Below are 19,618 nucleotides of genomic sequence, written 5' to 3'. Positions count from 1 at the left end.
CCTACTATACGCCGCAGCGGCTGCCGTCCGTGACGGGCGGCTACACTGGCGGGCTGTGCGCCAGGCCTTGGCGTGACGCTGGTTGTGATCGATGTCCATGTCTGCCCCACCTGTGTTATCCACCCCGTCGCTGCCGCGGCGCATGGCCTGCTGGCTGTACGAAGGGATGTTGCTGTTCGGCGTGGTCTTTATCGCCGGCTACCTGTTTGGCGCGCTGACCCAGCAGCGCCATGCGCTGCAGTACCGCCACGAGCTGCAAGCTTTCATGTTCGTAGTGCTGGGCCTGTACTTCACCTGGTTTTGGCACAAAGGCCAGACGCTGGCCATGCAGACGTGGCACATCCGCCTCGTCGCGGCCGACGGTGGGCCGGTTTCGCAAGGACGGGCGCTGCTGCGTTACGTGCTGGCGTGGGTGTGGTTCTGGCCACCGCTGGCGCTGCGCGCGTGGCTGGAGCTGCCGGTGGCCGAGGTGCTGGTGCTGCTGGGCGGCTGGGTGGCCGTGTGGGCGTTGCTGGCGCGTTTTCACCCCCAGCGGCAGTTCTGGCACGACGCGTTGGCGGGCACGCGCTTGGTCGACGCGCGGGCGCTGCGCCCCCAGGGGGGACGGGCATGAGCCGGCCCGCGTTTTCGCTGTGCGTGTACTGTGGCTCGCGCGACGGCGGTGACCCTGCGTGGGCGGCGCTGGCCGAGCACGTAGGCGCGTGGATCGGCCGTCATCGCGGACGGCTGGTGTACGGCGGTGGCACCGCTGGGCTGATGGGGCGCGTGGCCACCGCCACGCTGGCCGCCGGCGGGACCGTGGTGGGCGTGATCCCGCGCAGCCTGGTGGCGCGCGAGCTGGCCAAGCGCGATTGCACCGAGCTGCACGTGGTGGACACAATGCACCAGCGCAAACAGATGATGGCCGAGCGCGCCGACGCGTTCGTGGCCATGCCCGGCGGGTTGGGCACGCTGGAGGAACTGTTCGAGGTGTGGACCTGGCGCCAGCTGGGCTACCACGACAAGCCCATCGGCATCCTCAACGCCGGCGGCTATTACGACGGCCTGCTGCGTTTTGTGCAGGCCACCGCCGACGCCGGTTTCGTCAGCGCGTGGCAGCAAGGCCTGGTCGATGTCGATGCCGACCCGGATGCGCTGTTGCCCCGCTTGGTGCAGGCGGCGGGCTGCACGCCCCCGTCGCGCCTCGAAGCGATTTGAGCGGCGGCGTCCACGGCCGCGCCGCGCGGTCACTCAAATCGCGGCGTCGTCTTCTTCGCCGGTGCGGATGCGGATCACCCGCTCGACGGGTGTGACGAAAATCTTGCCATCGCCGATCTTGCCGGTGCGCGCGGCGTGCACGATGGCGTCGATGCAGCGCTCGACGTCATCGTCGCGCACGACGACGTCGATGCGCACCTTGGGCAGGAAGTCCACCACGTACTCCGCGCCGCGGTACAGCTCGGTGTGGCCTTTTTGGCGCCCAAACCCTTTGACCTCGGTCACCGTCAAACCCATCACACCCTGCTCGGCCAGGGCCTCGCGCACTTCTTCGAGCTTGAACGGCTTGATGATGGCGGTGATCTGCTTCATGCGGTACGACTCCGGATGGTGTTGGGGGTATGCGGCGCCGGGCACCTGGCGCGAATGATACAGGCGGATGGTCAACGAGGTCGTGCTCAACCCCGCCAACGGTTGGTGTTGGGGTAGCGCCAGTCCTTGCCGAAACTGCGGTGCGTGACGCGGATGCCCACCGGCGCCTGGCGGCGCTTGTATTCGTTGATGCGCAGCAGCCGCACCACCTGCTCCACCGCGACGCGGTCGAAGCCCTCGGCCACGATCTCGTCGACGCTGCGGTCGTTTTCCATGTAGCGCTCGACGATGGCGTCCAGTACGTCGTACGGCGGCAGCGAATCCTGGTCGGTCTGCCCCGGGCGCAGCTCGGCGCTGGGTGGCCGCTCGATGATGCGCTCGGGGATCGGGCTGACCCCGCGCCCGAACGGGTCATGCGCGTTGCGCCAACGCGCCAAACGCCACACCCAGGTCTTGGCCACGTCTTTGAGCACGGCAAACCCACCGGCCATGTCTCCGTACAGGGTGCAGTAGCCGGTGGCCATTTCGCTCTTGTTGCCGGTGGTCAGCACGATGCTACCGAACTTGTTCGACAGCGCCATCAACAGCGTGCCGCGGATGCGCGCCTGCAGGTTTTCTTCGGTGGTGTCGGGCGCGCGCCCTTGCAGCAGTGGCTGCAACGCGCCCAGGAAGGCGTCGAACATCGGCCCGATCGGGATTTCATCGTAGCGCACCCCCAGCCGCGCCGCCATGTCGCGCGCGTCCCGCCACGAGATCTCGGCCGTGTAGGGCGAGGGCATCATCACCGCACGCACGCGCTCGGCCCCCAGCGCGTCGACCGCGATGGCCAGCACCAGTGCCGAGTCCACCCCGCCCGACAGCCCAATGATGGCGCCGGGAAAGCCGTTTTTATCGACGTAATCGCGCGTGCCCAGCACCAGCGCACGCCACAGATCCTCTTCGGTATCGGCCACTGGCGCCACGCTGCCTTGCACCTGCACAGGGACCGTGCCGCCGGGGCGCTGCAGCTCGACCTGCAGCAGGTCCTCCGCAAACGCCGGCGCTCGCGCCGCCACTTGGCCTTGCGTGTCCAGCGCGAAGCTGCGCCCCTCGAACACCAGCTCGTCCTGCCCGCCGACCAGGTGCGCGTAGATGAGCGGGCGGCCAGTCTCCTGCACCCGCTGGCGCATGGCTTGCTCGCGCTCGTCACCTTTGCCAATGTGAAACGGCGAGGCGTTGATGACGCACAGCACCTCGGCGCCTGCGGCCACCGTGTCGGCGGCGGGTCCGGGGTACCAGGCGTCTTCGCAGATCAGCAGGCCCAGCCGCCAGCGCTGGCCGTCCATCTCGACGTCGAACACGCACGGCTGCTTGCCCGGCACGAAGTAGCGCCGCTCGTCAAACACCTGGTAGTTCGGCAGCTCGCGCTTGGCGTAGCGGTGGGTGATGCGCCCCTCGTGCACGACGGTGGCGGCGTTGAGGCACGGCGCACGCCCGACGCTGCGCCCGATGGCCGCCGCGCCGGGCACCGCCAACGGTTGCCCGACCACGATGTGCAAGCCACCCAGGTGCGCCGTCTGTGCCGCCACCTGCTGCACCGCCGCGTCGCAGGCCGCCACGAAGGCCGGGCGCAGCAACAAATCTTCGGCCGCGTAGCCGCAGATGGCCAGCTCCGGCGTCAACAGCACCTGCGCCCCGGCGGCGTGGGCCGCGTGCGCAGCGTCGACGATGCGCTGCGCGTTGCCGCCCAGGTCACCGACGACGAAGTTGCACTGCGCCACCGCGACGCGCAACGTCATTTTCAACGCTCCCGGATGTGGCTGGGGTCGCTCAAAGGGTCAGGCGCCGTGCTGCGCGCGGTAAGCTTCGACGCCGGCCACGATCTCCTGCCGCGCCTCGTCGACCCCGCCCCAGCCCAGCACCTTGACCCATTTGCCGGGGTCCAGGTCCTTGTAGTGCTCGAAAAAGTGCTCGATCGTGCGCAGCCGCACCGGGTTGAGGTCGTCGATGGTCTTCCAGCGCGAGTAGAGAGGCAGGATTTTTTCGGTCGGCACGGCCAGCACCTTGCCGTCGACGCCACCCTCATCCTCCATTTTGAGGATGCCCAGCGCGCGACATGACACTACGACCCCCGGCGGCAGCGGTACCGGCGTGATGACCAGCACGTCCACCGGGTCACCGTCGCCGGCGATGGTCTTGGGCACATACCCGTAGTTGGTCGGGTAGTGCATCGCGGTGTTCATGAAGCGGTCGACGAAGATCGCGCCCGAGGCTTTGTCCACCTCGTACTTGATCGGCTCACCGTGCATGGAAATTTCGATGATGACGTTGAAGGCGTCGGGCACTTTGTCGCCCGCGGTGACTTGGTCGAGGGACATGTTGGATCCAGCGTAAGGGTTGGGAAACGGGGTGGGGGCAACGCGCCCCCGGCGCTGCGGCCGGCTGTGGGCTGCCCCTTGGATGAGTCTGGCCGATTTTACTGGCGCCAGGCTGACGCATCGGCGCCACAAGGGGGTGCATTTTGCGCGTCGTTGCGCTACATTGAAACCGTTGGCCAATCGCCGCACGCCCAGCCCGGGACGGGGGCTGCGTGCGGCGAGGAAGCAACGCAGTGGAAGCCGACGATGGCTGGCACCCCACCCTGCGTTGGCTTCCTCCTCCCGAGACAACCACCTTGCACAGGCAGGAGACATCGGTATGGTTGGTCAATCCGCGTTGATATTTGCCATCGTGTGTGCGTTGGCGGCCGTGGCCTACGGGCTGTGGGCGCGCGCATGGATTTTGGGGCAAGACCCCGGCAACGAGCGCATGCAGGCCATCGCCGCGGCGGTGCAAACCGGCGCAGCGGCGTACCTGGCCCGGCAGTACAAAACGATTGCCATCGTCGGCGTGGTGCTGGCGGTGCTGATCGGCGTCTTTTTGGACGGCGTCACGGCCATGGCGTTCGTGGTCGGCGCGGTGTTGTCGGGCGCGTGCGGCTTCATCGGCATGAACGTGTCGGTGCGTGCCAACGTGCGCACGGCGCAGGCCGCGGCCAGGGGCATCGCCCCAGCGCTGGAGGTGGCGTTCCGCGGCGGCGCCATCACCGGCATGCTGGTGGTGGGGCTGGGGCTGCTGGGCGTGGCGGCGTTGTACGGTTTGTTGGTCGGCAACGGCCAGCTCACGCCGGACCGCAAGCTGAGCACCCTGCTGCAGCCGCTCATCGGGCTGGCGTTTGGGGCGTCGCTGATCTCGATCTTCGCGCGTCTGGGGGGCGGCATTTTCACCAAGGGGGCGGACGTCGGCGCCGACCTGGTGGGCAAGGTGGAGGCCGGCATCCCCGAGGACGACCCGCGCAACCCGGCGGTGATCGCCGACAACGTGGGCGACAACGTCGGCGACTGCGCCGGCATGGCGGCCGACCTGTTCGAGACCTACGCGGTGACGCTGATCGCCACCATCGTGCTGGGGGCGCTGTTGGTGACGGCGGCGCCGGTGCAGGCCAGCCTGTACCCGCTGGCGCTGGGCGGGGTGTCGATCCTGGCCTCGATCGTGGGCACCTTCTTCGTGCGCGCCACGCCGGAGATGAAAAACGTCATGCCCGCGCTGTACAAAGGCCTGATCGTCGCCGGTGTGATCTCGGCGGTGGCGTTTTACGGCGTGACCGTGTGGCTGATCCCGGACGACGCGATCGCCGCCAGCGGCACCCAGTGGCGTCTGTGGGCGTCGGCGTTGGTGGGGCTGGCGCTGACCGCCGCCATGGTGTGGATCACCGAGTACTACACCGGTACCGACTACGCGCCCGTGCGCCACGTCGCGCAGGCGTCGACCACCGGCCACGCCACCAACATCATCGCCGGCATCGGCGTCAGCATGAAGTCCACCGCGTGGCCGGTCCTGGCGGTGTGCGTGGCCATCATCGCCTCATACGCGTTGGCTGGGTTGTACGGTGTGGCGGTGGCCGCCACGGCGATGTTGAGCATGGCCGGCATCGTGGTGGCGTTGGACGCCTACGGCCCCATCACCGACAACGCCGGCGGCATCGCCGAAATGGCGGAGCTGCCCTCCAGCGTGCGCGCCGTCACCGACCCACTGGACGCCGTCGGCAACACCACCAAAGCGGTCACCAAAGGCTACGCCATCGGCTCGGCGGGGCTGGCGGCGCTGGTGCTGTTTGCCGACTACACCCACAAGCTGGAAACGGTCGGGCACGGCAGCCGCTTCGACCTGTCGGACCCGATGGTCATCGTGGGCTTGTTCATCGGCGGCCTGATTCCGTACCTGTTTGGCGCGCTGGCGATGGAGGCCGTGGGCCGCGCCGCGGCCAGCGTCGTCGAGGAAGTGCGCCGCCAGTTCCGCGAAATCCCCGGCCTGATGGACGGCAGTGCGCAACCCGAATACGGTCGCGCCGTGGACATGCTGACCACCGCCGCCATCAAAGAGATGATGCTGCCCAGCCTGCTGCCGGTGGTGGTGCCGATCGTCGTCGGCGTGGCGCTGGGGCCGGTGGCCCTGGGCGGCTTGCTGATGGGCACGATCGTCACCGGGCTGTTCGTCGCGATCAGCATGTGCACCGGCGGCGGCGCATGGGACAACGCCAAGAAGTACATCGAGGACGGTCACTTTGGCGGCAAGGGCTCGGACGCGCACAAAGCCGCCGTGACCGGCGACACCGTCGGCGACCCCTACAAGGACACCGCGGGCCCGGCGGTCAACCCGCTCATCAAGATCATCAACATCGTGGCGCTGCTGATCGTGCCCCTGCTGGCCTGAGTCACAACCACTGCGCGATGGCCTCGATGTCCTCGGCAAAGAGCTGACCGCGCTCGGCCATGACGATGCGGCCATCGCGTCCGCGCACCAGGGTGATCGGCAGGCCCTTGGGTTTGGGCATCACGCGCTGCACCTCGGGCGTGACCCATGCACACGGGAACGCGTAACCGCGCTGCTGCAGGTAGCGCACCGCGGCCTCGCGCGTGCGGTCGATGGACAGCGTCAGCAACTGCCAGCCCGGGCGTTGGCGGTGCCGCTGCCAAAACGCGTTGAGGTGCGGGGTGGTCACGGCGCAAAACGGGCATGTCGAGGCCCACCAGTACAGCACCAACACCTGCCCGTCGGCGCTGCGGGGCTCGAAGCGACTGCCATCCAGCAGCTCCATCGGCGGCACGGACCAAACCTGCCCCAGCGCCGGCAGCGGGGGCGCGCGCTTTTCCGCTTCCACGGCATCGGCCGGCTGCGCCCGCACTGTCCACGGCACGCACACGGCGGCGGCCGCCGTCACCAACCAGGATCTGCGTCGAATCGCCATCGCTACTCCTTGGGTACGCTGTGCGAACAAACCCCGAGCCCATGGGGACTTGCCGCTGGCGATAATCTAGCGCACCATGGCCGAACGCGTCATTCCCCTGTACGACCAGCGCTTGTCGGCGCTGCCGGCGCCGCGCCCGGCGCAGCCCATCGCCGCCACCGGCCTGCTGCTCGACGCGCGCCAGCGGCCGCTGCGCGACCTGCGTATCAGCGTCACCGACCGCTGCAACTTCCGCTGCAGCTATTGCATGCCCAAAGAGGTGTTCGGTAACGATTACCCCTACCTGCCCCATGGCGACTTGTTGACATTCGAAGAAATCACCCGCTTGGCCAAGGTCTTTCTGGCGCATGGCGTGCGCAAAATCCGCTTGACGGGGGGCGAGCCTCTGCTGCGCAAAAACATCGAGCGGCTGGTGGAGCAGCTCGCCGCGCTGCGCACGGTGGACGGCCAAACGCCGGAGCTGACCCTGACCACCAACGGCAGCCTGTTGGCGCGCAAGGCCCGCGCGCTGCGCGACGCCGGGCTGCAGCGTGTCACGGTCAGTCTGGATGCGCTGGACGACGACGTGTTTCAGCGCATGAACGACGTCGGCTTTCCGGTGCGTGACGTGTTGCACGGCATCGAGGTGGCCCAGGCGGTGGGGTTGGCGCCGATCAAGGTCAACATGGTCGTCAAACGTGGCACCAACGACGACCAGATCGTGCCGATGGCGCGGCATTTCCGCGGCACTGGCATCGTGCTGCGCTTCATCGAATACATGGACGTGGGCAGCTCCAACGGCTGGTGCATGGACGAGGTGTTGCCCAGCGCCGACGTGCTGGCGCGGCTGCAACAGCATTTTGCGCTGGTGCCGCTGCAACCCAGCGCCCCGGGTGAAACGGCCGAACGCTGGGGTTACGCCGGCGAACACGGCCAGCACGACCCCGCACTGGGTGAAATCGGCCTCATCAGCAGCGTCACCCAGGCGTTTTGCCGTGACTGCAACCGCGCCCGCCTGTCCACCGAAGGGCGGCTGTACCTGTGCCTGTTCGCCGAGCGCGGCTACGACCTGCGCGCGCTGCTGCGCGGCGGCGCCGACGACGCCGAGCTGGCCAGCGCCATCGCGGCGATATGGCAGGGGCGGCATGACCGCTACTCCGAAATCCGTGCCACGCTGCCCCCGGAAACGCGCCGCAGCGCACGGCGCATCGAAATGAGCTACATCGGTGGTTGACCACATCTCCCCTGACGCCGACTGGACCGCGCCGCAGCCAGGCGCCCTCACCGGACTGGTGCTGGCCGGTGGCCGTGGCAGCCGCATGGGCGGTGCTGACAAAGGGCTGCAAACCCTGCACGGCATGCCGCTGGCGCTGCACGCTTTGCTGCGCTTGCAACAGCAGCGCGGCGGCTGGGTCGGTCCTTGCATGATCAACGCCAACCGCAACCTGGCTGCGTACGAGGCGCTGGGCGTGCCGGTGTGGCCGGACGTCGTGGAGGGTTTTGTGGGCCCGCTGGCGGGCATGCTGACCGGACTGACCCACGCCGACACGCCCTGGGTGCTGGCGGTGCCGTGCGACTCGCCACAGTTCCCGCTGGACCTGGCCGAGCGTCTGGCGCAGGCGGTCAGCGACGCGCGCGCCGACGCCGCCATGGCCGCCGCGCCCGAAGACGACGGCGCCGTGCGGCCGCAGCCGGTGTTTTGCTTGCTGGGCGTGCACCTGCTGCCCCGCCTGCACGCCTACCTGCGCGAGGGCGGACGCAAGATCGACACCTGGCTGCGCAGCGTGCGCTGCGTCGACGTGCCGTTCGACCGCCCTGGCGACGACCCCCACGCCTTTGCCAACCTCAACACCCTGCAGGAGCTGCACGCGCTGCAGCGCGCCAGCGCCTCGGGTTCATGTGCATGACGATGACCGCCACCCTGGAGCAAATTGCCGCCCAACTGCAAGGCTACGACCCGCACGCCCTGCCCGCCGACATGGTGGGGGCGTTTTTGGACCGACTGGTGCAGCCCATCACCGACGCCGAAACGGTGCCGCTGGCCGCTGCGCGCGAACGTGTGCTGGCGGCCGACGTCATCAGCCCGATGGATGTGCCGCCCCACGACAACGCCGCGATGGACGGCTACGCGCTGCGCGGCGCGGAACTTGCCACCACCGCCTCCACCCGGCTGCGCGTGGTGGGCGTCTGCTACGCCGGTCAAGCGGGTTGGGACGCCCCCATCCCAGCGCAAGCGTGCGTGCGCATCATGACCGGCGCGGTGATGCCGGCGGACTTGGACACGGTGGTGCCGGTGGAAATGGTGCGCGCCGGACGCGATGAGCACGGCGACTGGATCGAGGTGCCGGCCGGCGCCGTGCGCCCGGGCGAGCACCGTCGTCTACGCGGCGAGGATCTGGCCCAAGGCCAACCCGCCCTGCGCCGCGGGCAGCGGCTGGGGCCCGCCGCGCTGGGGTTGGTGGCCAGCCTTGGGCTGCCGCAGGTCAACGTGGTGCGACGCGCGCGCGTGGCGTACTTCTCCACCGGCGACGAGGTGCTTTCCTTGGGGCAACCGTGGCGCCCCGGCGCCATCTACGACAGCAACCGTTACACCATCACCGCGATGCTGCACCGGCTGGGGGTGGAGGTCATCGACCTGGGCGTGGTGCCCGATGACCCGGCGGCGCTGGAAGCGGCGTTTCGCGACGCAGCGGCCCAGGCCGACGCCGTCATCACCAGCGGCGGCGTCAGCATGGGCGAAGCCGACCACACCAAGGCGATGATGCGCCGGCTGGGCGATGTGGTGTTTTGGCGCATCGCGATGCGCCCCGGGCGCCCGATGGCGGCGGGGCGGCTGCTGCCCAGCAACCCGCAGCGCCCGCCGACGCTGCTGTTGGGGTTGCCAGGCAACCCGGTGGCGGCGATGGTGACGTTCATCGTCTTCGTGCGGCCCGCGCTGCTGCGCCTGATGGGGACGCAGGGGGCGCCGTGCGTGCCGTTGCGGGCGCGCAGCGCCGAGCCGATGCGCAAAAGGCCCGGCCGCACCGAATACCAGCGCGGCGTCGTCACCCGCGGCCCGGACGGCACCTTGAGCGTGCGCACCACCGGCCAGCAGGGCTCGGGTGTGCTCAGCTCGATGGTGCAGGCCAATGGCCTAATCGTGCTGCACCACGAGCAAGGCAACGTCGCCGTGGGCGACGAGGTCGATGTGCTGATGTTCGACGGCGTGCTGTAGCGCCGCCCTCACCCCAGCAGCATCAACGCCACCTGCAGCGCGATCAGCAACACCAGCACCGTCAAATCCACGCCGCCGACGGTCGGTATGACGCGCCGCAGCGGCGCCAACAGCGGCTCCAGCAAGCGCTGCAACGCCCCCATCAGTGGCGCGTACGGCTGCACCCAGCTCAGCACGGCGAACACCAGCAGCAGCACCATCAGCCCTTGCAGCGCCGTGCGCAGCACAAACTGCAGCGCCAGCAGCGGGATGCTGATCCAGTACGCCCCATGTCCCACGTCCAGCAGGGCGTGCACGATGCCGGCGTAGGCCAGCGCCAACAGCAACGCCGCCAGCAGGCTGCCCCAGTCGGTGTTGGCCTGCGCCCAGGCGCGCGGCAGACTGCGCCGCATCGGCTGCACGATCCAGTCGGTCAGCGCGATCACAAACGGCCCGGGTTGCTGCTGCATGCGGATGCGGCGCGTGTTCATCCAGCCGCGCAGCAGCGCCGCCCCCACCAACAGAAAAAACAACGTGTCGAGCAAAAACAGCACAATGCGCATGGCAGACCCACCGAACGGATTGGCGTGGCGCGCCGGCCCTCAGCGGCGGCCGCCGGAGCGGCCACGGCGCGGGCGCGCCGGTTCCGATTGTGCCCCAGCGCCGCCGCGGTGCGCACCCCGCTCACGGCCCGCTGGGGCAGCTTGGCCTGCCTTGCGCGACGGCTGCGCCCGGCCGGCGGGCGCCGCGCGGCTCGCCCCGCGCCTTCCATCGTGCCCGGGCGCCGCGCCGCCGCGGGGTGGGGCTGCCGCTTCGTCATCGTCGCGCACCAGACGAAAATCGATGCGCCGGCCATCCAGGTCGACCCGGCTGACCTGCACCCGCACCGGCGTGCCCAGCGTGTAGCGCACACCGGTGCGCTCACCGCGCAGCTCCTGGCGGCGCTCGTCGTAGTGGAAATATTCACCGCCCAGTTCGGTGATATGCACCAACCCCTCGACGTACAGGCTGGTGAGCGTGACGAATAGGCCAAAGCTGGTGACGGCGCTGACCGTGCCGGCGAATTCTTCGCCCAGGTGCTCGCGCATGTACTTGCACTTGAGCCACGCCTCGACGTCGCGGCTGGCTTCGTCGGCACGGCGCTCGTTGCCGCTGCAGTGCAAGCCGGCGGCTTCCCAGCCCAACACCTCGTCGGTCGGGCGTCCGCGCGTGCGCGTCATCGCCTCAGAGCTGCCACGCTCTTGCATGCGCTTGGCCAGCTTGGCCTGCGCTTCGCCCGGCAGCGGCAACGCCGGCAGGCGGTAGCGCTCACCCTTGAGGATGGCTTTGATGACCCGGTGCACCAGCAAATCGGGGTAGCGGCGAATGGGGCTGGTGAAGTGCGTGTAGGCCTCGAACGCCAAGCCAAAGTGGCCAACGTTGTGCGGCGAATAGATGGCCTGCTGCATCGAGCGCAGCAGCATTTGGTGGATTTGCGCGGCGTCGGGTCGGTCGACCGTGGCCTGGGAAATGGCCTGAAAGTCCCGCGGGCGGGGCTGGTCCGGCACATGAATAGGCACCCCGACGGCCTTGAGGTACTCGCGCAGCAGCTCGACCTTGTCGGCCGACGGTGCCTCGTGCACGCGGTACAAGCAGGGGTGCTGGTGGCTGGCAATGAACTCGGCCGCGCAGACGTTGGCCGCCAGCATCGCCTCTTCGATCAGACGGTGGGCGTCGTTGCGCGTGCGCGGCTCGATGCGCTCGATGCGTCCGGCTTCGTCGCAAATGATTTGCGTCTCCACCGTCTCCAGGTCCACGGCACCGCGCGCCTGCCGGGCCGCCAACAGCGCCCGGTACACGTCGTGCAGGTTGAGCAGGTGCGGCACCAGCGCGGCGTGGCGCTGCGCCTCGGGGCCGCGCGTGTTTTGCAGGATGGCGGCCACCTCGGTGTAGGTGAAGCGCTGGTGGCTGTGCATGACCGCGGGGTAAAACTGGTACGCCTGTACCTGCCCTTTGGCGTCGATCAGCATGTCGCACACCATGCACAGGCGGTCCACCCCTGGGTTGAGCGAACACAGCCCGTTGGAGAGCTTTTCCGGCAGCATCGGAATGACGCGACGCGGAAAGTACACGCTGGTGGCGCGGTCGTAGGCGTCGATGTCCAGCGCTGCCCCGTTGCGCACGTAGTGGCTGACGTCCGCAATGGCCACCAGCAAACGCCAGCCTTTGCCCCGGCCCACGTGGGCCGGCTCGCAGTACACGGCGTCGTCGAAGTCGCGCGCATCTTCGCCGTCGATCGTGACCAGCGGTACGTCGGTCAGGTCGACGCGGCCACGGCGGTCCACCGCACGCACCTTGTCCGGCAGCGCGCGCGCTTCGGCCAGCGCCGCCTCGGAAAATTGATGCGGCACGCCGTACTTGCGCACCGCGATTTCGATCTCCATGCCGGGGTCGTCGATGTCGCCCAGCACCTCCGTCACCCGCCCCACCGGCTGGCCGTACAGCGCCGGCGGCTCGGTCAGCTCCACCACGACGATTTGGCCCGGCTGCGCGGCCCCCGTGGCGCCCTTGGGGATCAGCACGTCCTGGCCGTAGCGCCGATCCTCAGGCGCCACCAGCCACACGCCCCCCTCTTGCAACAAGCGGCCGATGATCGGCGCCTGGGGGCGCTGCACAATTTCGGTCACGCGCCCCTCGGGGCGACCGCGGCGGTCGTGGCGCACGATGCGCACACGCACGCGGTCGCGGTGCAGCACGGCACGCATCTCGTTGGGCGGCAGGTAAATATCGGGCTGGCCGTCGTCGCGCACGACGAAGCCGTGGCCATCACGGTGGCCCACGACCACCCCTTCGATCTCATTCACCACGGTGGTGGCTGTGTTGTTTTCTCTCACGTAAACGCTGTCTTTGCACGCGGCGCGTGGCCGCTGGATGTTGTATGATTATGGCTTCACCTGTTGCCCAGGTGGCGGAATTGGTAGACGCACCAGTTTCAGGTACTGGCGCCGCGAGGCGTGGAGGTTCGAGTCCTCTCCTGGGCACCAGCGTCGGGCAGCCTCTCGTCAGTGGCCCGACCGCGATGATGCCACATATCGTGGACACTGCGGCGTCCGACAAGGTCAAAATCAGCTACAATTTGCAAATCCTGAAATGCCCAGGTGGCGGAATTGGTAGACGCACTAGTTTCAGGTACTAGCGCCGCGAGGCGTGGAGGTTCGAGTCCTCTCCTGGGCACCACCCATTTCACACCAAAGCCGGCTATGCAAGCCGGCTTTTTTGTTGCCCGATGCGCGGGGCGCACCCCGTGCGCGCCGGCGCCGCAGCCGCCCCACCGACGGTAGCGCACACCCACGCTGGCGCCAGCTCACACCGGCACGCCGATCAGGTCGTGGCCCTCAGCGGCCACGATGCGGGCACGAATGAAATCGCCCGTGCGGTAGGTCTTGCTGACCTTGTCGGGCGGCAGCAAGCGCACGGTGCCGTCGATCTCCGGCGCGTCGGCGTAGGTGCGCCCCACCCCGCCCTTTTTGCCCAGGCTGTCGGCGCGGTCCACCAGCACCTGCATCGTGGCGCCCACGAAGCGTTGCACGCGCTGCACGGCCACCTGCTCGGCCACCGCCATGAAGCGCGCGCGCCGCTGCTGGCGCACCTCGTCGGGCAAAGCGCCGGGCAGCTCGTTGGCCGCCGCACCCTGCACGGGCGAGTAGGCAAAGCAGCCCGCTCGGTCGATCTGTGCTTCGCGCACAAAGTCCAGCAGGTGGGCAAATTCCTCTTCGGTTTCGCCCGGAAAACCGGCGATGAAGGTGCTGCGGACCACCAACTGCGGGCACACCGCACGCCAGGCGCGGATACGCTCCAGGTTGCGCTCACCGCTGGCGGGCCGCTTCATGCGCCGCAGCACGTCGGGGTGGCTGTGCTGGAACGGCACGTCCAGGTACGGCAGCACCAACCCTTCGGCCATCAGCGGGATGATCTCGTCCACGTGCGGGTACGGGTAGACGTAGTGCAGCCGCACCCACGCACCGTGCGCGCGCGCCAGCGTGCCCAGCTCGCGCACCAGCTCCAGCAGGCGCGTGCGCACCGGCCGCCCGTTCCAAAAGCCTGTGCGGTACTTGACATCGACGCCGTAAGCCGATGTGTCCTGGCTGACGATCAGCAGCTCCTTGACGCCGCCGGCCAGCAAACGCTCGGCCTCGGTCAACACCTCACCGATCGGTCGGCTGACCAAATCGCCCCGCATCGACGGGATGATGCAAAAGGTGCAGCGGTGGTTGCAGCCCTCGCTGATCTTGAGGTAGGCGTAGTGCCGCGGCGTGAGCTTGACGCCCACGCCTTCGATGGCGTTGGCCGGCGGCGGCACCAGGTCCACAAACGGGTCGTGCGGCTTGGGGGCATGCCGGTGCACGGCGTCCAGCACCTCGTCGGCGGCGTGCGGCCCGGTGACGGCCAGCACCGCCGGGTGCAGCCCGCGCACCAGGTTGTCGCCATGGTCATCGGTGCGCGCGCCCAGGCAACCGGTGACGATGACGCGGCCGTTGGCCTGCAGTGCTTCGGCGATGGCGTCCAGGCTCTCGCGCACGGCTTCGTCGATGAAGCCGCAGGTGTTGACGATGACGAGGTCGGCGCCCTCGTAGGTCTTGCTGGTGCGGTAGCCCTCGGCGCTGAGGCGCGTCAGGATCAACTCGGCGTCGGTCAGCGCTTTGGGGCAACCCAGGCTGACAAAACCAATGGTGGGCGCGCGCGGCGGCGCTTCGGTGGTGGCGTGGCTCATCGGCGTATTGTCCCGCAAGCGCGGCCCGCCCGTAGCCGTGCCGCCGCATCGGACACGCCCAAGCTCAATGCGTGCGCTTGCCCGTCAGTGCCCCCAGCATCTGCTCTTGCATTTGCAAAAACGCCTTTTGCGACTGGGCAAACAGGTTGCCCATCATCAGCGGCGACTGCGCCGCCAGCCACTGTTGCCACAGCTCGGGCGTAACGTCCTTGGCCTGCTCGGCCATCTTTTGCTGCAGCTCGAAAAACAGCTGCAGGTTGCGCTCCAGGTAGTGGCCCATGAAGCCCTGCATGGCGTGCCCGTAAAAGCGGATGATGTTGGCCAGCATCTGCTCCGAAAACAGCGGCACGCCACCGGTTTCTTCTTCCAGGATGATTTGCAGCAGGATGGCGCGCGTCAGGTCTTCGCCGGTGCGCGCATCACGCACGACGAAGCGCTCGCCTGCCATCACCAGCGCCTTGACGTCGCCCAGTGTGATGTACGATGACGAATCGGTGTCGTACAGACGGCGGTTGGGGTACTTTTTGATCACACGCACCGGCTTGCTCCCGCCAGCGGCGTCGGCCAGCTCCCCACTCGCGGTGCCTTGGGCCTTGGATGACTGCACGAACAAAACTCCTATCGACGATGGATTCGAGCACGACCACGCGGCGTGTGCGTGACACCCTTGGGGGCATTGTAGAGGTGTGCCACGGCGCTGGCGAACGGGGATTTCCCGGGCAGCACGCCGGGGAGGTAGCCCGGTGAGCTGCGCACACACCACCGCCGCGCAAGCGCCGCGCTCGCCTGCGGCGCTGTTTTGGGCCTGCACGTGGCTGGCGCTGCAGGGCTTTGGGGGCGTGCTGGCGGTGGTGCAGCGTGAGCTGGTCGAGCGCCGCCGCTGGCTCACGCAGGAGCAGTTCGTGCAGGACTGGGCCGCGGCTCAGCTGTTGCCCGGCCCCAACGTGGTCAACCTGTGTCTGATGATCGGCGGGCGGTACTTCGGCGGGCGCGGCGCCCTGGTGGCGCTGGCCGGCATGCTGACCGCCCCGCTGTTGCTGCTGCTGACGCTGGCCGTGGGCTTTGCCCACATCGCCCAACACACGTGGGCGCAAGGCGCACTGCACGGCATGACGGTGGTGGCCGCTGGGCTGATCCTTGGCACAGCGCTGCGCTTGACGGCGGCGCTGCGCGGCCACCCGCTGGGGTGGGGCGGCTGCGCGCTGTTGGCGGGCGCCACGCTGGCAGGGGTGGCGGAGGCACGTTGGCCCCTGGTGGGGGTGCTGGCGGCGGCGGGTACGCTGGGCTGCGGCTGGACCGCCTGGCGCCTGCGCCACCGAGGTTTGCAGGAGCACCCGCGATGACCCCGCTGCCCGTGCTGGACCTTGGGGGTCTGTTCACCCATTTTTTGACCCTGTCGCTGCTGGCCATTGGGGGCGCCATCACCACCGCGCCGGACATGCACCGCTACCTGGTGCTGCAAACGGGCCTGCTGTCCGACGGTGACTTCGCCCGCGCCATCGCGCTGGCGCAAGCCGCCCCCGGCCCCAACATCTTGTTCGTCGCGCTGATGGGCTGGTACGCGGGCGTCAACGCCAGCGGTGGCCTGGGTGCGGGCTGGACGGCCTGGGGATGGGGCGCGCTGGCCATGCTGACCACGCTGGGGGCGATGTTGCTGCCCTCGTCGCTGCTGACCTACGCGGCCGCGCGCTGGCTGCACACGCACCGTGCCCATCCCGCGGTGCGGGCGTTCCAGCTTGGCATGGCGCCGGTGGTGCTGGGGCTGATGGCGGCCACCGGGGTGCTGATGTTGGGCGCGGCGGCCCCGGCGGGTAGCGCGTGGCGGGTGTGGGGTCTGGCCGCAGCGGTGGCCGTGCTGGTGTGGCGCACGCGGCTGCACCTGCTGGTGCTGCTGGCGGCGGGCGCGTGGCTGGGGGCGCTGGGCTGGGTTTAGCCCAGCGCCAGCCGCTGGCGCACGGCCTCGTACAGGCACACCGCGGTGGCCACCGAGACGTTGAGGCTTTCCACCGCCCCACGCATCGGGATGGCGACCAGTTCATCGCAGGTGCGCCGCACCAGCGGGCGCAGGCCGCTGCCCTCGGCCCCCATCACCAGCACGCGCGGGCCGCGCCAGTCGTGCTCGTACACCGTACGCGGGGCATCGTCCGCGGTGCCTACCACCCACAGCCCGCGCTGCTGCAACTGCTGCAGGGTGCGCGCCAGGTTGGTCACCATCAGGTAAGGCACCGTCTCGGCCGCGCCACTGGCCACTTTGGCCACCGTGGCGGTCAGGCCGCAGGCCCGATCCTTGGGCGCGATGACGGCGTGCACCCCCGCGCCATCGGCCACCCGCAGGCACGCGCCCAGGTTGTGTGGGTCGGTCACGCCGTCCAACGCCAGCAGCAGCGGTGGGTCGGCTTGCCGCTGCTCGGCGCTGCGCGCGTCGAGCCGGTCCAGCACGTCGTCCAGCGTACGCGCCTGCGGCAACGCCCGCACCCGCGCCACCACCCCCTGGTGGTGCCCGCCACCGGCCAGGCCTGCCAGGCGCGCACCGTCGGCCTCGATGACGCGCAGCCCTGCCTCGTGGGCGCGCGCCAAGAATTGCTTCATGCGCGCGTCGCGCCGCAGCGGATCGACGTACAGCTCGACAATGGAGTCCGGCGCCATCTTCAGGCGCACACCGACGGCGTGAAAGCCATACAAAACGCGGGTATCGCTGGCCATGGGGCGCGATTATGCGTCCGCCTCGGTCCACTCGCTCCACTCGCGCGCGCGACCCGCCTCGATCAGCAACCGGCGCTGGCAACGCGCCGCAATGGCCGCGTCGTGCGTGACCAGCACCAGGGTCGTGCCCTGCTCCCGGTTGAGTTCGAACATCAGCTCCATCACGCGTGCGCCGGTGGCGTGGTCCAGGCTGCCGGTGGGTTCGTCGGCCAGCAGCACGGCGGGCTGCACCACGAACGCACGCGCCAGCGCCACCCGCTGTTGCTCGCCACCCGACAGCACGCGCGGGTAGTGCCCCAGCCGTTCGGCCAGCCCCACGCGCTCCAGCATGCGCCGGGCGGCGTCGCGGGCGTCCCGCCGTCCGGCCAGCTCCAGCGGCAGCATGACGTTTTCCAGCGCGGTCAGGTTCGCCAGAAGCTGAAAACTCTGGAACACAAAGCCCACCCGTTGCCCACGCAGCGCGGCGCGGGCGTCCTCGTCGAGCGCAAAAATATCGGTGCCGGACCAGCGAACCGTGCCGCTGCTCGGTGTATCCAAACCCGCAATCAGCGACAGCAACGTGCTCTTGCCCGAACCCGACGCCCCGACGATGGCCAGCGTCTGCCCTGGCTGCACGGCAAAGTCGATGTCGTGCAAGATGGTCAGCGCCGACCCACCGGCGTCGGTGACGGTTTTGGACAGGTGTTGGACTTCGATGATGGGCGCGTGGGACATGAAAGGATGCGAAGATGAAGCGACGCCACTTTAGCGCAACCCTGACCGCAGGGCTGGCGGGGCTGTGGTGTGTGCGAGTCGCGCCAGCCCCGGCAGGTTCCGCCCCGGTGGTGTTGATCGTGGGCGACTCGCTCAGCGCCGAGTACGGGCTGCGCCGCGGCAGCGGCTGGGTGGCGCTGTTGCAAGCGCGGCTGCAGCGCGAGGGTGTACGCGCCCAGGTGGTCAACGCCAGCGTCAGCGGCGACACCACCGCCGGCGGCCGCTCGCGCTTGCCCGGCTTGCTGCAGCAACACCAGCCTGCCGTGGTCGTCATCGAACTGGGCGGCAACGACGCCCTGCGCGGCCTGCCGCTGGCCAGCACGCGCGACAACCTGCGGGCGATGGTGCGCGCCAGCCGCGCCGCAGGCGCGCGTGTGCTGCTGCTGGGCATGGACATGCCACCCAACTACGGCGAGCGCTACCGGGCCGAGTTTCGCGCCGTCTACGCCGACGTGGCGCGGGAAGAACAAGCCGCACTGGTGCCGTTTTTCCTGGCCGGGGTGGCCGACGGCCCGCGCGCGGCGGCGCTTTTTCAGGCCGACCGCATCCACCCCAACGAAGACGCCCAGCCGGCGATGCTCAACAACGTCTGGCCACAGCTGCGCCGGCTGCTCGCGCGGGGGTGAAACCAGCAGCCGTAGCCGCAGCGGTTTACAGCATGCCCAGCATGCGCGGAAATGACCTTGCCCCTGCAAAGTGGAGTGCTTAGCCCTTTGAACCGCCCCGGGAATCGAGGAGGCTGTTGGGTTTAAGTTGACACCTCCATCGAGGAGTCGCTGACGGCGAGTTGCCGCCAGTAGTTTGCCTCAGCTTCTGCCGGAGGAATGCCCCCAATCGGCGTGAGCAGTCGGGTTTGGTTGAACCAGTGCACCCATTGCAGGGTGGCCAGTTCCACGGATTCCCGGGTCTTCCAGGGTCCGCGGCGGTGAATCAGCTCGGCCTTGTACAGCCCGTTGATGGTCTCGGCCAGTGCGTTGTCATAGCTGTCGCCCCGGCTGCCCACCGAGGGTTGGATGCCGGCCTCGGCCAGTCGCTCGGTGTAGCGTATGGAGAGGTATTGCGAGCCCCTGTCGCTGTGATGAACCAAGGCGTTGGCAGCGGGTCGCCGCTCATAGAGCGCTTGCTCCAGCGCATCGAGTACAAAGTCGGTCTGCATGGTGCGACTGACCCGCCAGCCCACGATGCGCCGGGCGTACACGTCGATGACAAAGGCCACGTAGAGCCAGCCCTGCCAGGTGCTGACGTAGGTGAAGTCCGACACCCACAACTCGTTGGGCCGACTGGCGTGAAAGACCCGGTTGACACGGTCCAGCGGGCACGGCGCTGCCTTGTCGGGCACCGTGGTGCGCACCGTCTTGCCACGGCGTGTTCCCTGCAATCCCATGACACGCATCAGGCGCTCGAC

The 19,618-nt window shown here is 68.8% G+C and carries 20 protein-coding genes and 2 tRNA genes; 11 read left to right on the top strand and 11 right to left on the bottom strand.

Annotated elements, in window-relative coordinates; translation table 11 throughout:
- Nucleotides 1-97: 97 nt before the first annotated feature.
- On the top strand, nucleotides 98-613 hold the full coding sequence (locus Taqua_RS06700; RefSeq protein ID WP_243646414.1) for an RDD family protein: 516 nt from the start codon (nucleotides 98-100) through the stop codon (nucleotides 611-613).
- Nucleotides 610-1,197, top strand: coding sequence for an LOG family protein (locus tag Taqua_RS06695; RefSeq protein WP_144325864.1), 588 nt, complete (start codon nucleotides 610-612; stop codon nucleotides 1,195-1,197). The genes Taqua_RS06700 and Taqua_RS06695 overlap by 4 nt, the downstream gene beginning before the upstream one ends.
- Nucleotides 1,198-1,230: 33 nt before the next feature.
- On the opposite strand, the gene Taqua_RS06690 is transcribed toward Taqua_RS06695, so the two are convergent.
- The 3 genes from Taqua_RS06690 to ppa form a co-directional block, all read right to left on the bottom strand.
- A complete protein-coding gene (locus tag Taqua_RS06690) occupies nucleotides 1,231-1,569 on the bottom strand; it encodes a P-II family nitrogen regulator (protein WP_144325862.1) in 339 nt (112 codons plus the stop codon).
- A gap of 86 nt (nucleotides 1,570-1,655) precedes the next feature.
- Nucleotides 1,656-3,347, bottom strand: coding sequence for an NAD+ synthase (locus Taqua_RS06685; protein WP_144325860.1), 1,692 nt, complete (start codon nucleotides 3,345-3,347; stop codon nucleotides 1,656-1,658).
- A 39-nt stretch (nucleotides 3,348-3,386) separates the two neighbouring features.
- Nucleotides 3,387-3,926: an inorganic diphosphatase gene (gene ppa, locus Taqua_RS06680; RefSeq protein WP_144325858.1), complete on the bottom strand. Its 540-nt coding sequence runs from the start codon at nucleotides 3,924-3,926 to the stop codon at nucleotides 3,387-3,389.
- A 319-nt stretch (nucleotides 3,927-4,245) separates the two neighbouring features.
- Between ppa and Taqua_RS06675 the strand changes: the two genes are divergently transcribed.
- On the top strand, nucleotides 4,246-6,300 hold the full coding sequence (locus tag Taqua_RS06675; RefSeq protein ID WP_144325856.1) for a sodium-translocating pyrophosphatase: 2,055 nt from the start codon (nucleotides 4,246-4,248) through the stop codon (nucleotides 6,298-6,300).
- A 1-nt stretch (nucleotide 6,301) separates the two neighbouring features.
- Here Taqua_RS06675 and Taqua_RS06670 read toward each other — a convergent pair whose 3' ends face one another.
- Nucleotides 6,302-6,835, bottom strand: coding sequence for a TlpA family protein disulfide reductase (locus tag Taqua_RS06670; RefSeq protein ID WP_144325854.1), 534 nt, complete (start codon nucleotides 6,833-6,835; stop codon nucleotides 6,302-6,304).
- Nucleotides 6,836-6,911: 76 nt separating this feature from the next.
- Between Taqua_RS06670 and moaA the strand changes: the two genes are divergently transcribed.
- The 3 genes from moaA to moeA are packed head-to-tail and all read left to right on the top strand — an operon-like array spanning nucleotide 6,912 to nucleotide 10,028.
- The gene (gene moaA, locus Taqua_RS06665; protein WP_144325852.1) at nucleotides 6,912-8,048 is read left to right on the top strand and encodes a GTP 3',8-cyclase MoaA; all 1,137 of its coding nucleotides are present in this window, start codon (nucleotides 6,912-6,914) and stop codon (nucleotides 8,046-8,048) included.
- Nucleotides 8,041-8,721: a molybdenum cofactor guanylyltransferase MobA gene (mobA, locus tag Taqua_RS06660; RefSeq protein ID WP_281287770.1), complete on the top strand. Its 681-nt coding sequence runs from the start codon at nucleotides 8,041-8,043 to the stop codon at nucleotides 8,719-8,721. The genes moaA and mobA overlap by 8 nt, the downstream gene beginning before the upstream one ends.
- Before the next feature lie 2 nt (nucleotides 8,722-8,723).
- Entirely contained in the window at nucleotides 8,724-10,028 is a 1,305-nt protein-coding gene (gene moeA, locus Taqua_RS06655) for a molybdopterin molybdotransferase MoeA (RefSeq protein WP_425472586.1), read from the top strand.
- An 8-nt stretch (nucleotides 10,029-10,036) separates the two neighbouring features.
- On the opposite strand, the gene Taqua_RS06650 is transcribed toward moeA, so the two are convergent.
- Together Taqua_RS06650 and rnr are read right to left on the bottom strand one after the other, a co-directional pair.
- Entirely contained in the window at nucleotides 10,037-10,570 is a 534-nt protein-coding gene (locus Taqua_RS06650; RefSeq protein ID WP_144325848.1) for a YggT family protein, read from the bottom strand.
- 39 nt (nucleotides 10,571-10,609) lie between these two features.
- Nucleotides 10,610-12,850, bottom strand: coding sequence for a ribonuclease R (gene rnr / locus Taqua_RS06645; protein ID WP_144325846.1), 2,241 nt, complete (start codon nucleotides 12,848-12,850; stop codon nucleotides 10,610-10,612).
- Between the two features lie 95 nt (nucleotides 12,851-12,945).
- On the opposite strand from rnr, the gene Taqua_RS06640 reads away from it, so the two are divergent.
- Both Taqua_RS06640 and Taqua_RS06635 read left to right on the top strand, forming a co-directional pair.
- A tRNA-Leu gene (locus Taqua_RS06640) sits at nucleotides 12,946-13,030 on the top strand.
- 108 nt (nucleotides 13,031-13,138) lie between these two features.
- Nucleotides 13,139-13,223 (top strand) — tRNA-Leu (locus Taqua_RS06635).
- Between the two features lie 127 nt (nucleotides 13,224-13,350).
- On the opposite strand, the gene rimO is transcribed toward Taqua_RS06635, so the two are convergent.
- Nucleotides 13,351-14,757 carry a 30S ribosomal protein S12 methylthiotransferase RimO gene (gene rimO / locus Taqua_RS06630; protein ID WP_144325844.1) on the bottom strand — a complete coding sequence of 469 codons (1,407 nt, stop codon included), beginning with the start codon at nucleotides 14,755-14,757 and terminating at the stop codon, nucleotides 13,351-13,353.
- Nucleotides 14,758-14,821: 64 nt separating this feature from the next.
- Nucleotides 14,822-15,325 carry a polyhydroxyalkanoate synthesis repressor PhaR gene (gene phaR, locus Taqua_RS06625; protein ID WP_144325948.1) on the bottom strand — a complete coding sequence of 168 codons (504 nt, stop codon included), beginning with the start codon at nucleotides 15,323-15,325 and terminating at the stop codon, nucleotides 14,822-14,824.
- Between the two features lie 175 nt (nucleotides 15,326-15,500).
- On the opposite strand from phaR, the gene Taqua_RS06620 reads away from it, so the two are divergent.
- A complete protein-coding gene (locus Taqua_RS06620; RefSeq protein WP_144325842.1) occupies nucleotides 15,501-16,100 on the top strand; it encodes a chromate transporter in 600 nt (199 codons plus the stop codon).
- Entirely contained in the window at nucleotides 16,097-16,690 is a 594-nt protein-coding gene (locus Taqua_RS06615; protein WP_144325840.1) for a chromate transporter, read from the top strand. The genes Taqua_RS06620 and Taqua_RS06615 overlap by 4 nt, the downstream gene beginning before the upstream one ends.
- Here Taqua_RS06615 and rlmB read toward each other — a convergent pair.
- Nucleotides 16,687-17,460, bottom strand: coding sequence for a 23S rRNA (guanosine(2251)-2'-O)-methyltransferase RlmB (gene rlmB, locus Taqua_RS06610; RefSeq protein ID WP_144325838.1), 774 nt, complete (start codon nucleotides 17,458-17,460; stop codon nucleotides 16,687-16,689). The two genes, Taqua_RS06615 and rlmB, sit on opposite strands and share 4 nt — an antisense overlap.
- A gap of 9 nt (nucleotides 17,461-17,469) precedes the next feature.
- A complete protein-coding gene (locus tag Taqua_RS06605; RefSeq protein WP_144325836.1) occupies nucleotides 17,470-18,174 on the bottom strand; it encodes an ABC transporter ATP-binding protein in 705 nt (234 codons plus the stop codon).
- A 14-nt stretch (nucleotides 18,175-18,188) separates the two neighbouring features.
- Here Taqua_RS06605 and Taqua_RS06600 point away from each other — a divergent pair, with 14 nt between their 5' ends.
- Nucleotides 18,189-18,839 (top strand): arylesterase, encoded by a 651-nt coding sequence (locus Taqua_RS06600; protein WP_144325834.1) that lies wholly within the window; start codon nucleotides 18,189-18,191, stop codon nucleotides 18,837-18,839.
- Between the two features lie 122 nt (nucleotides 18,840-18,961).
- On the opposite strand, the gene Taqua_RS06595 is transcribed toward Taqua_RS06600, so the two are convergent.
- A partial coding sequence (locus tag Taqua_RS06595; protein WP_144325832.1) for an IS3 family transposase occupies nucleotides 18,962-19,618 on the bottom strand: 657 nt, incomplete at its 5' end.

This window comes from Tepidimonas aquatica (assembly GCF_007556585.1).
GTDB lineage: Bacteria > Pseudomonadota > Gammaproteobacteria > Burkholderiales > Burkholderiaceae_C > Tepidimonas > Tepidimonas aquatica.
The sequence above is the reverse complement of the archived record's forward strand: the minus strand, read 5'-3'. Positions and strand labels throughout refer to the sequence as shown.

Excerpts from the sequence above, each read along its gene's own strand:
- Taqua_RS06700 (WP_243646414.1), top strand. The coding sequence starts at position 98 with ATGTCTGCCCCACCTGTGTTATCCACCCCGTCGCTGCCGCGGCGCATG.
- Taqua_RS06695 (WP_144325864.1), top strand. The coding sequence starts at position 610 with ATGAGCCGGCCCGCGTTTTCGCTGTGCGTGTACTGTGGCTCGCGCGAC.
- Taqua_RS06690 (WP_144325862.1), bottom strand. The coding sequence starts at position 1,569 with ATGAAGCAGATCACCGCCATCATCAAGCCGTTCAAGCTCGAAGAAGTG.
- Taqua_RS06685 (WP_144325860.1), bottom strand. The coding sequence starts at position 3,347 with ATGACGTTGCGCGTCGCGGTGGCGCAGTGCAACTTCGTCGTCGGTGAC.
- ppa (WP_144325858.1), bottom strand. The coding sequence starts at position 3,926 with ATGTCCCTCGACCAAGTCACCGCGGGCGACAAAGTGCCCGACGCCTTC.
- Taqua_RS06675 (WP_144325856.1), top strand. The coding sequence starts at position 4,246 with ATGGTTGGTCAATCCGCGTTGATATTTGCCATCGTGTGTGCGTTGGCG.
- Taqua_RS06670 (WP_144325854.1), bottom strand. The coding sequence starts at position 6,835 with ATGGCGATTCGACGCAGATCCTGGTTGGTGACGGCGGCCGCCGCCGTG.
- moaA (WP_144325852.1), top strand. The coding sequence starts at position 6,912 with ATGGCCGAACGCGTCATTCCCCTGTACGACCAGCGCTTGTCGGCGCTG.
- moeA (WP_425472586.1), top strand. The coding sequence starts at position 8,724 with ATGACCGCCACCCTGGAGCAAATTGCCGCCCAACTGCAAGGCTACGAC.
- Taqua_RS06650 (WP_144325848.1), bottom strand. The coding sequence starts at position 10,570 with ATGCGCATTGTGCTGTTTTTGCTCGACACGTTGTTTTTTCTGTTGGTG.
- rimO (WP_144325844.1), bottom strand. The coding sequence starts at position 14,757 with ATGAGCCACGCCACCACCGAAGCGCCGCCGCGCGCGCCCACCATTGGT.
- Taqua_RS06615 (WP_144325840.1), top strand. The coding sequence starts at position 16,097 with ATGACCCCGCTGCCCGTGCTGGACCTTGGGGGTCTGTTCACCCATTTT.
- rlmB (WP_144325838.1), bottom strand. The coding sequence starts at position 17,460 with ATGGCCAGCGATACCCGCGTTTTGTATGGCTTTCACGCCGTCGGTGTG.
- Taqua_RS06605 (WP_144325836.1), bottom strand. The coding sequence starts at position 18,174 with ATGTCCCACGCGCCCATCATCGAAGTCCAACACCTGTCCAAAACCGTC.
- Taqua_RS06600 (WP_144325834.1), top strand. The coding sequence starts at position 18,189 with ATGAAGCGACGCCACTTTAGCGCAACCCTGACCGCAGGGCTGGCGGGG.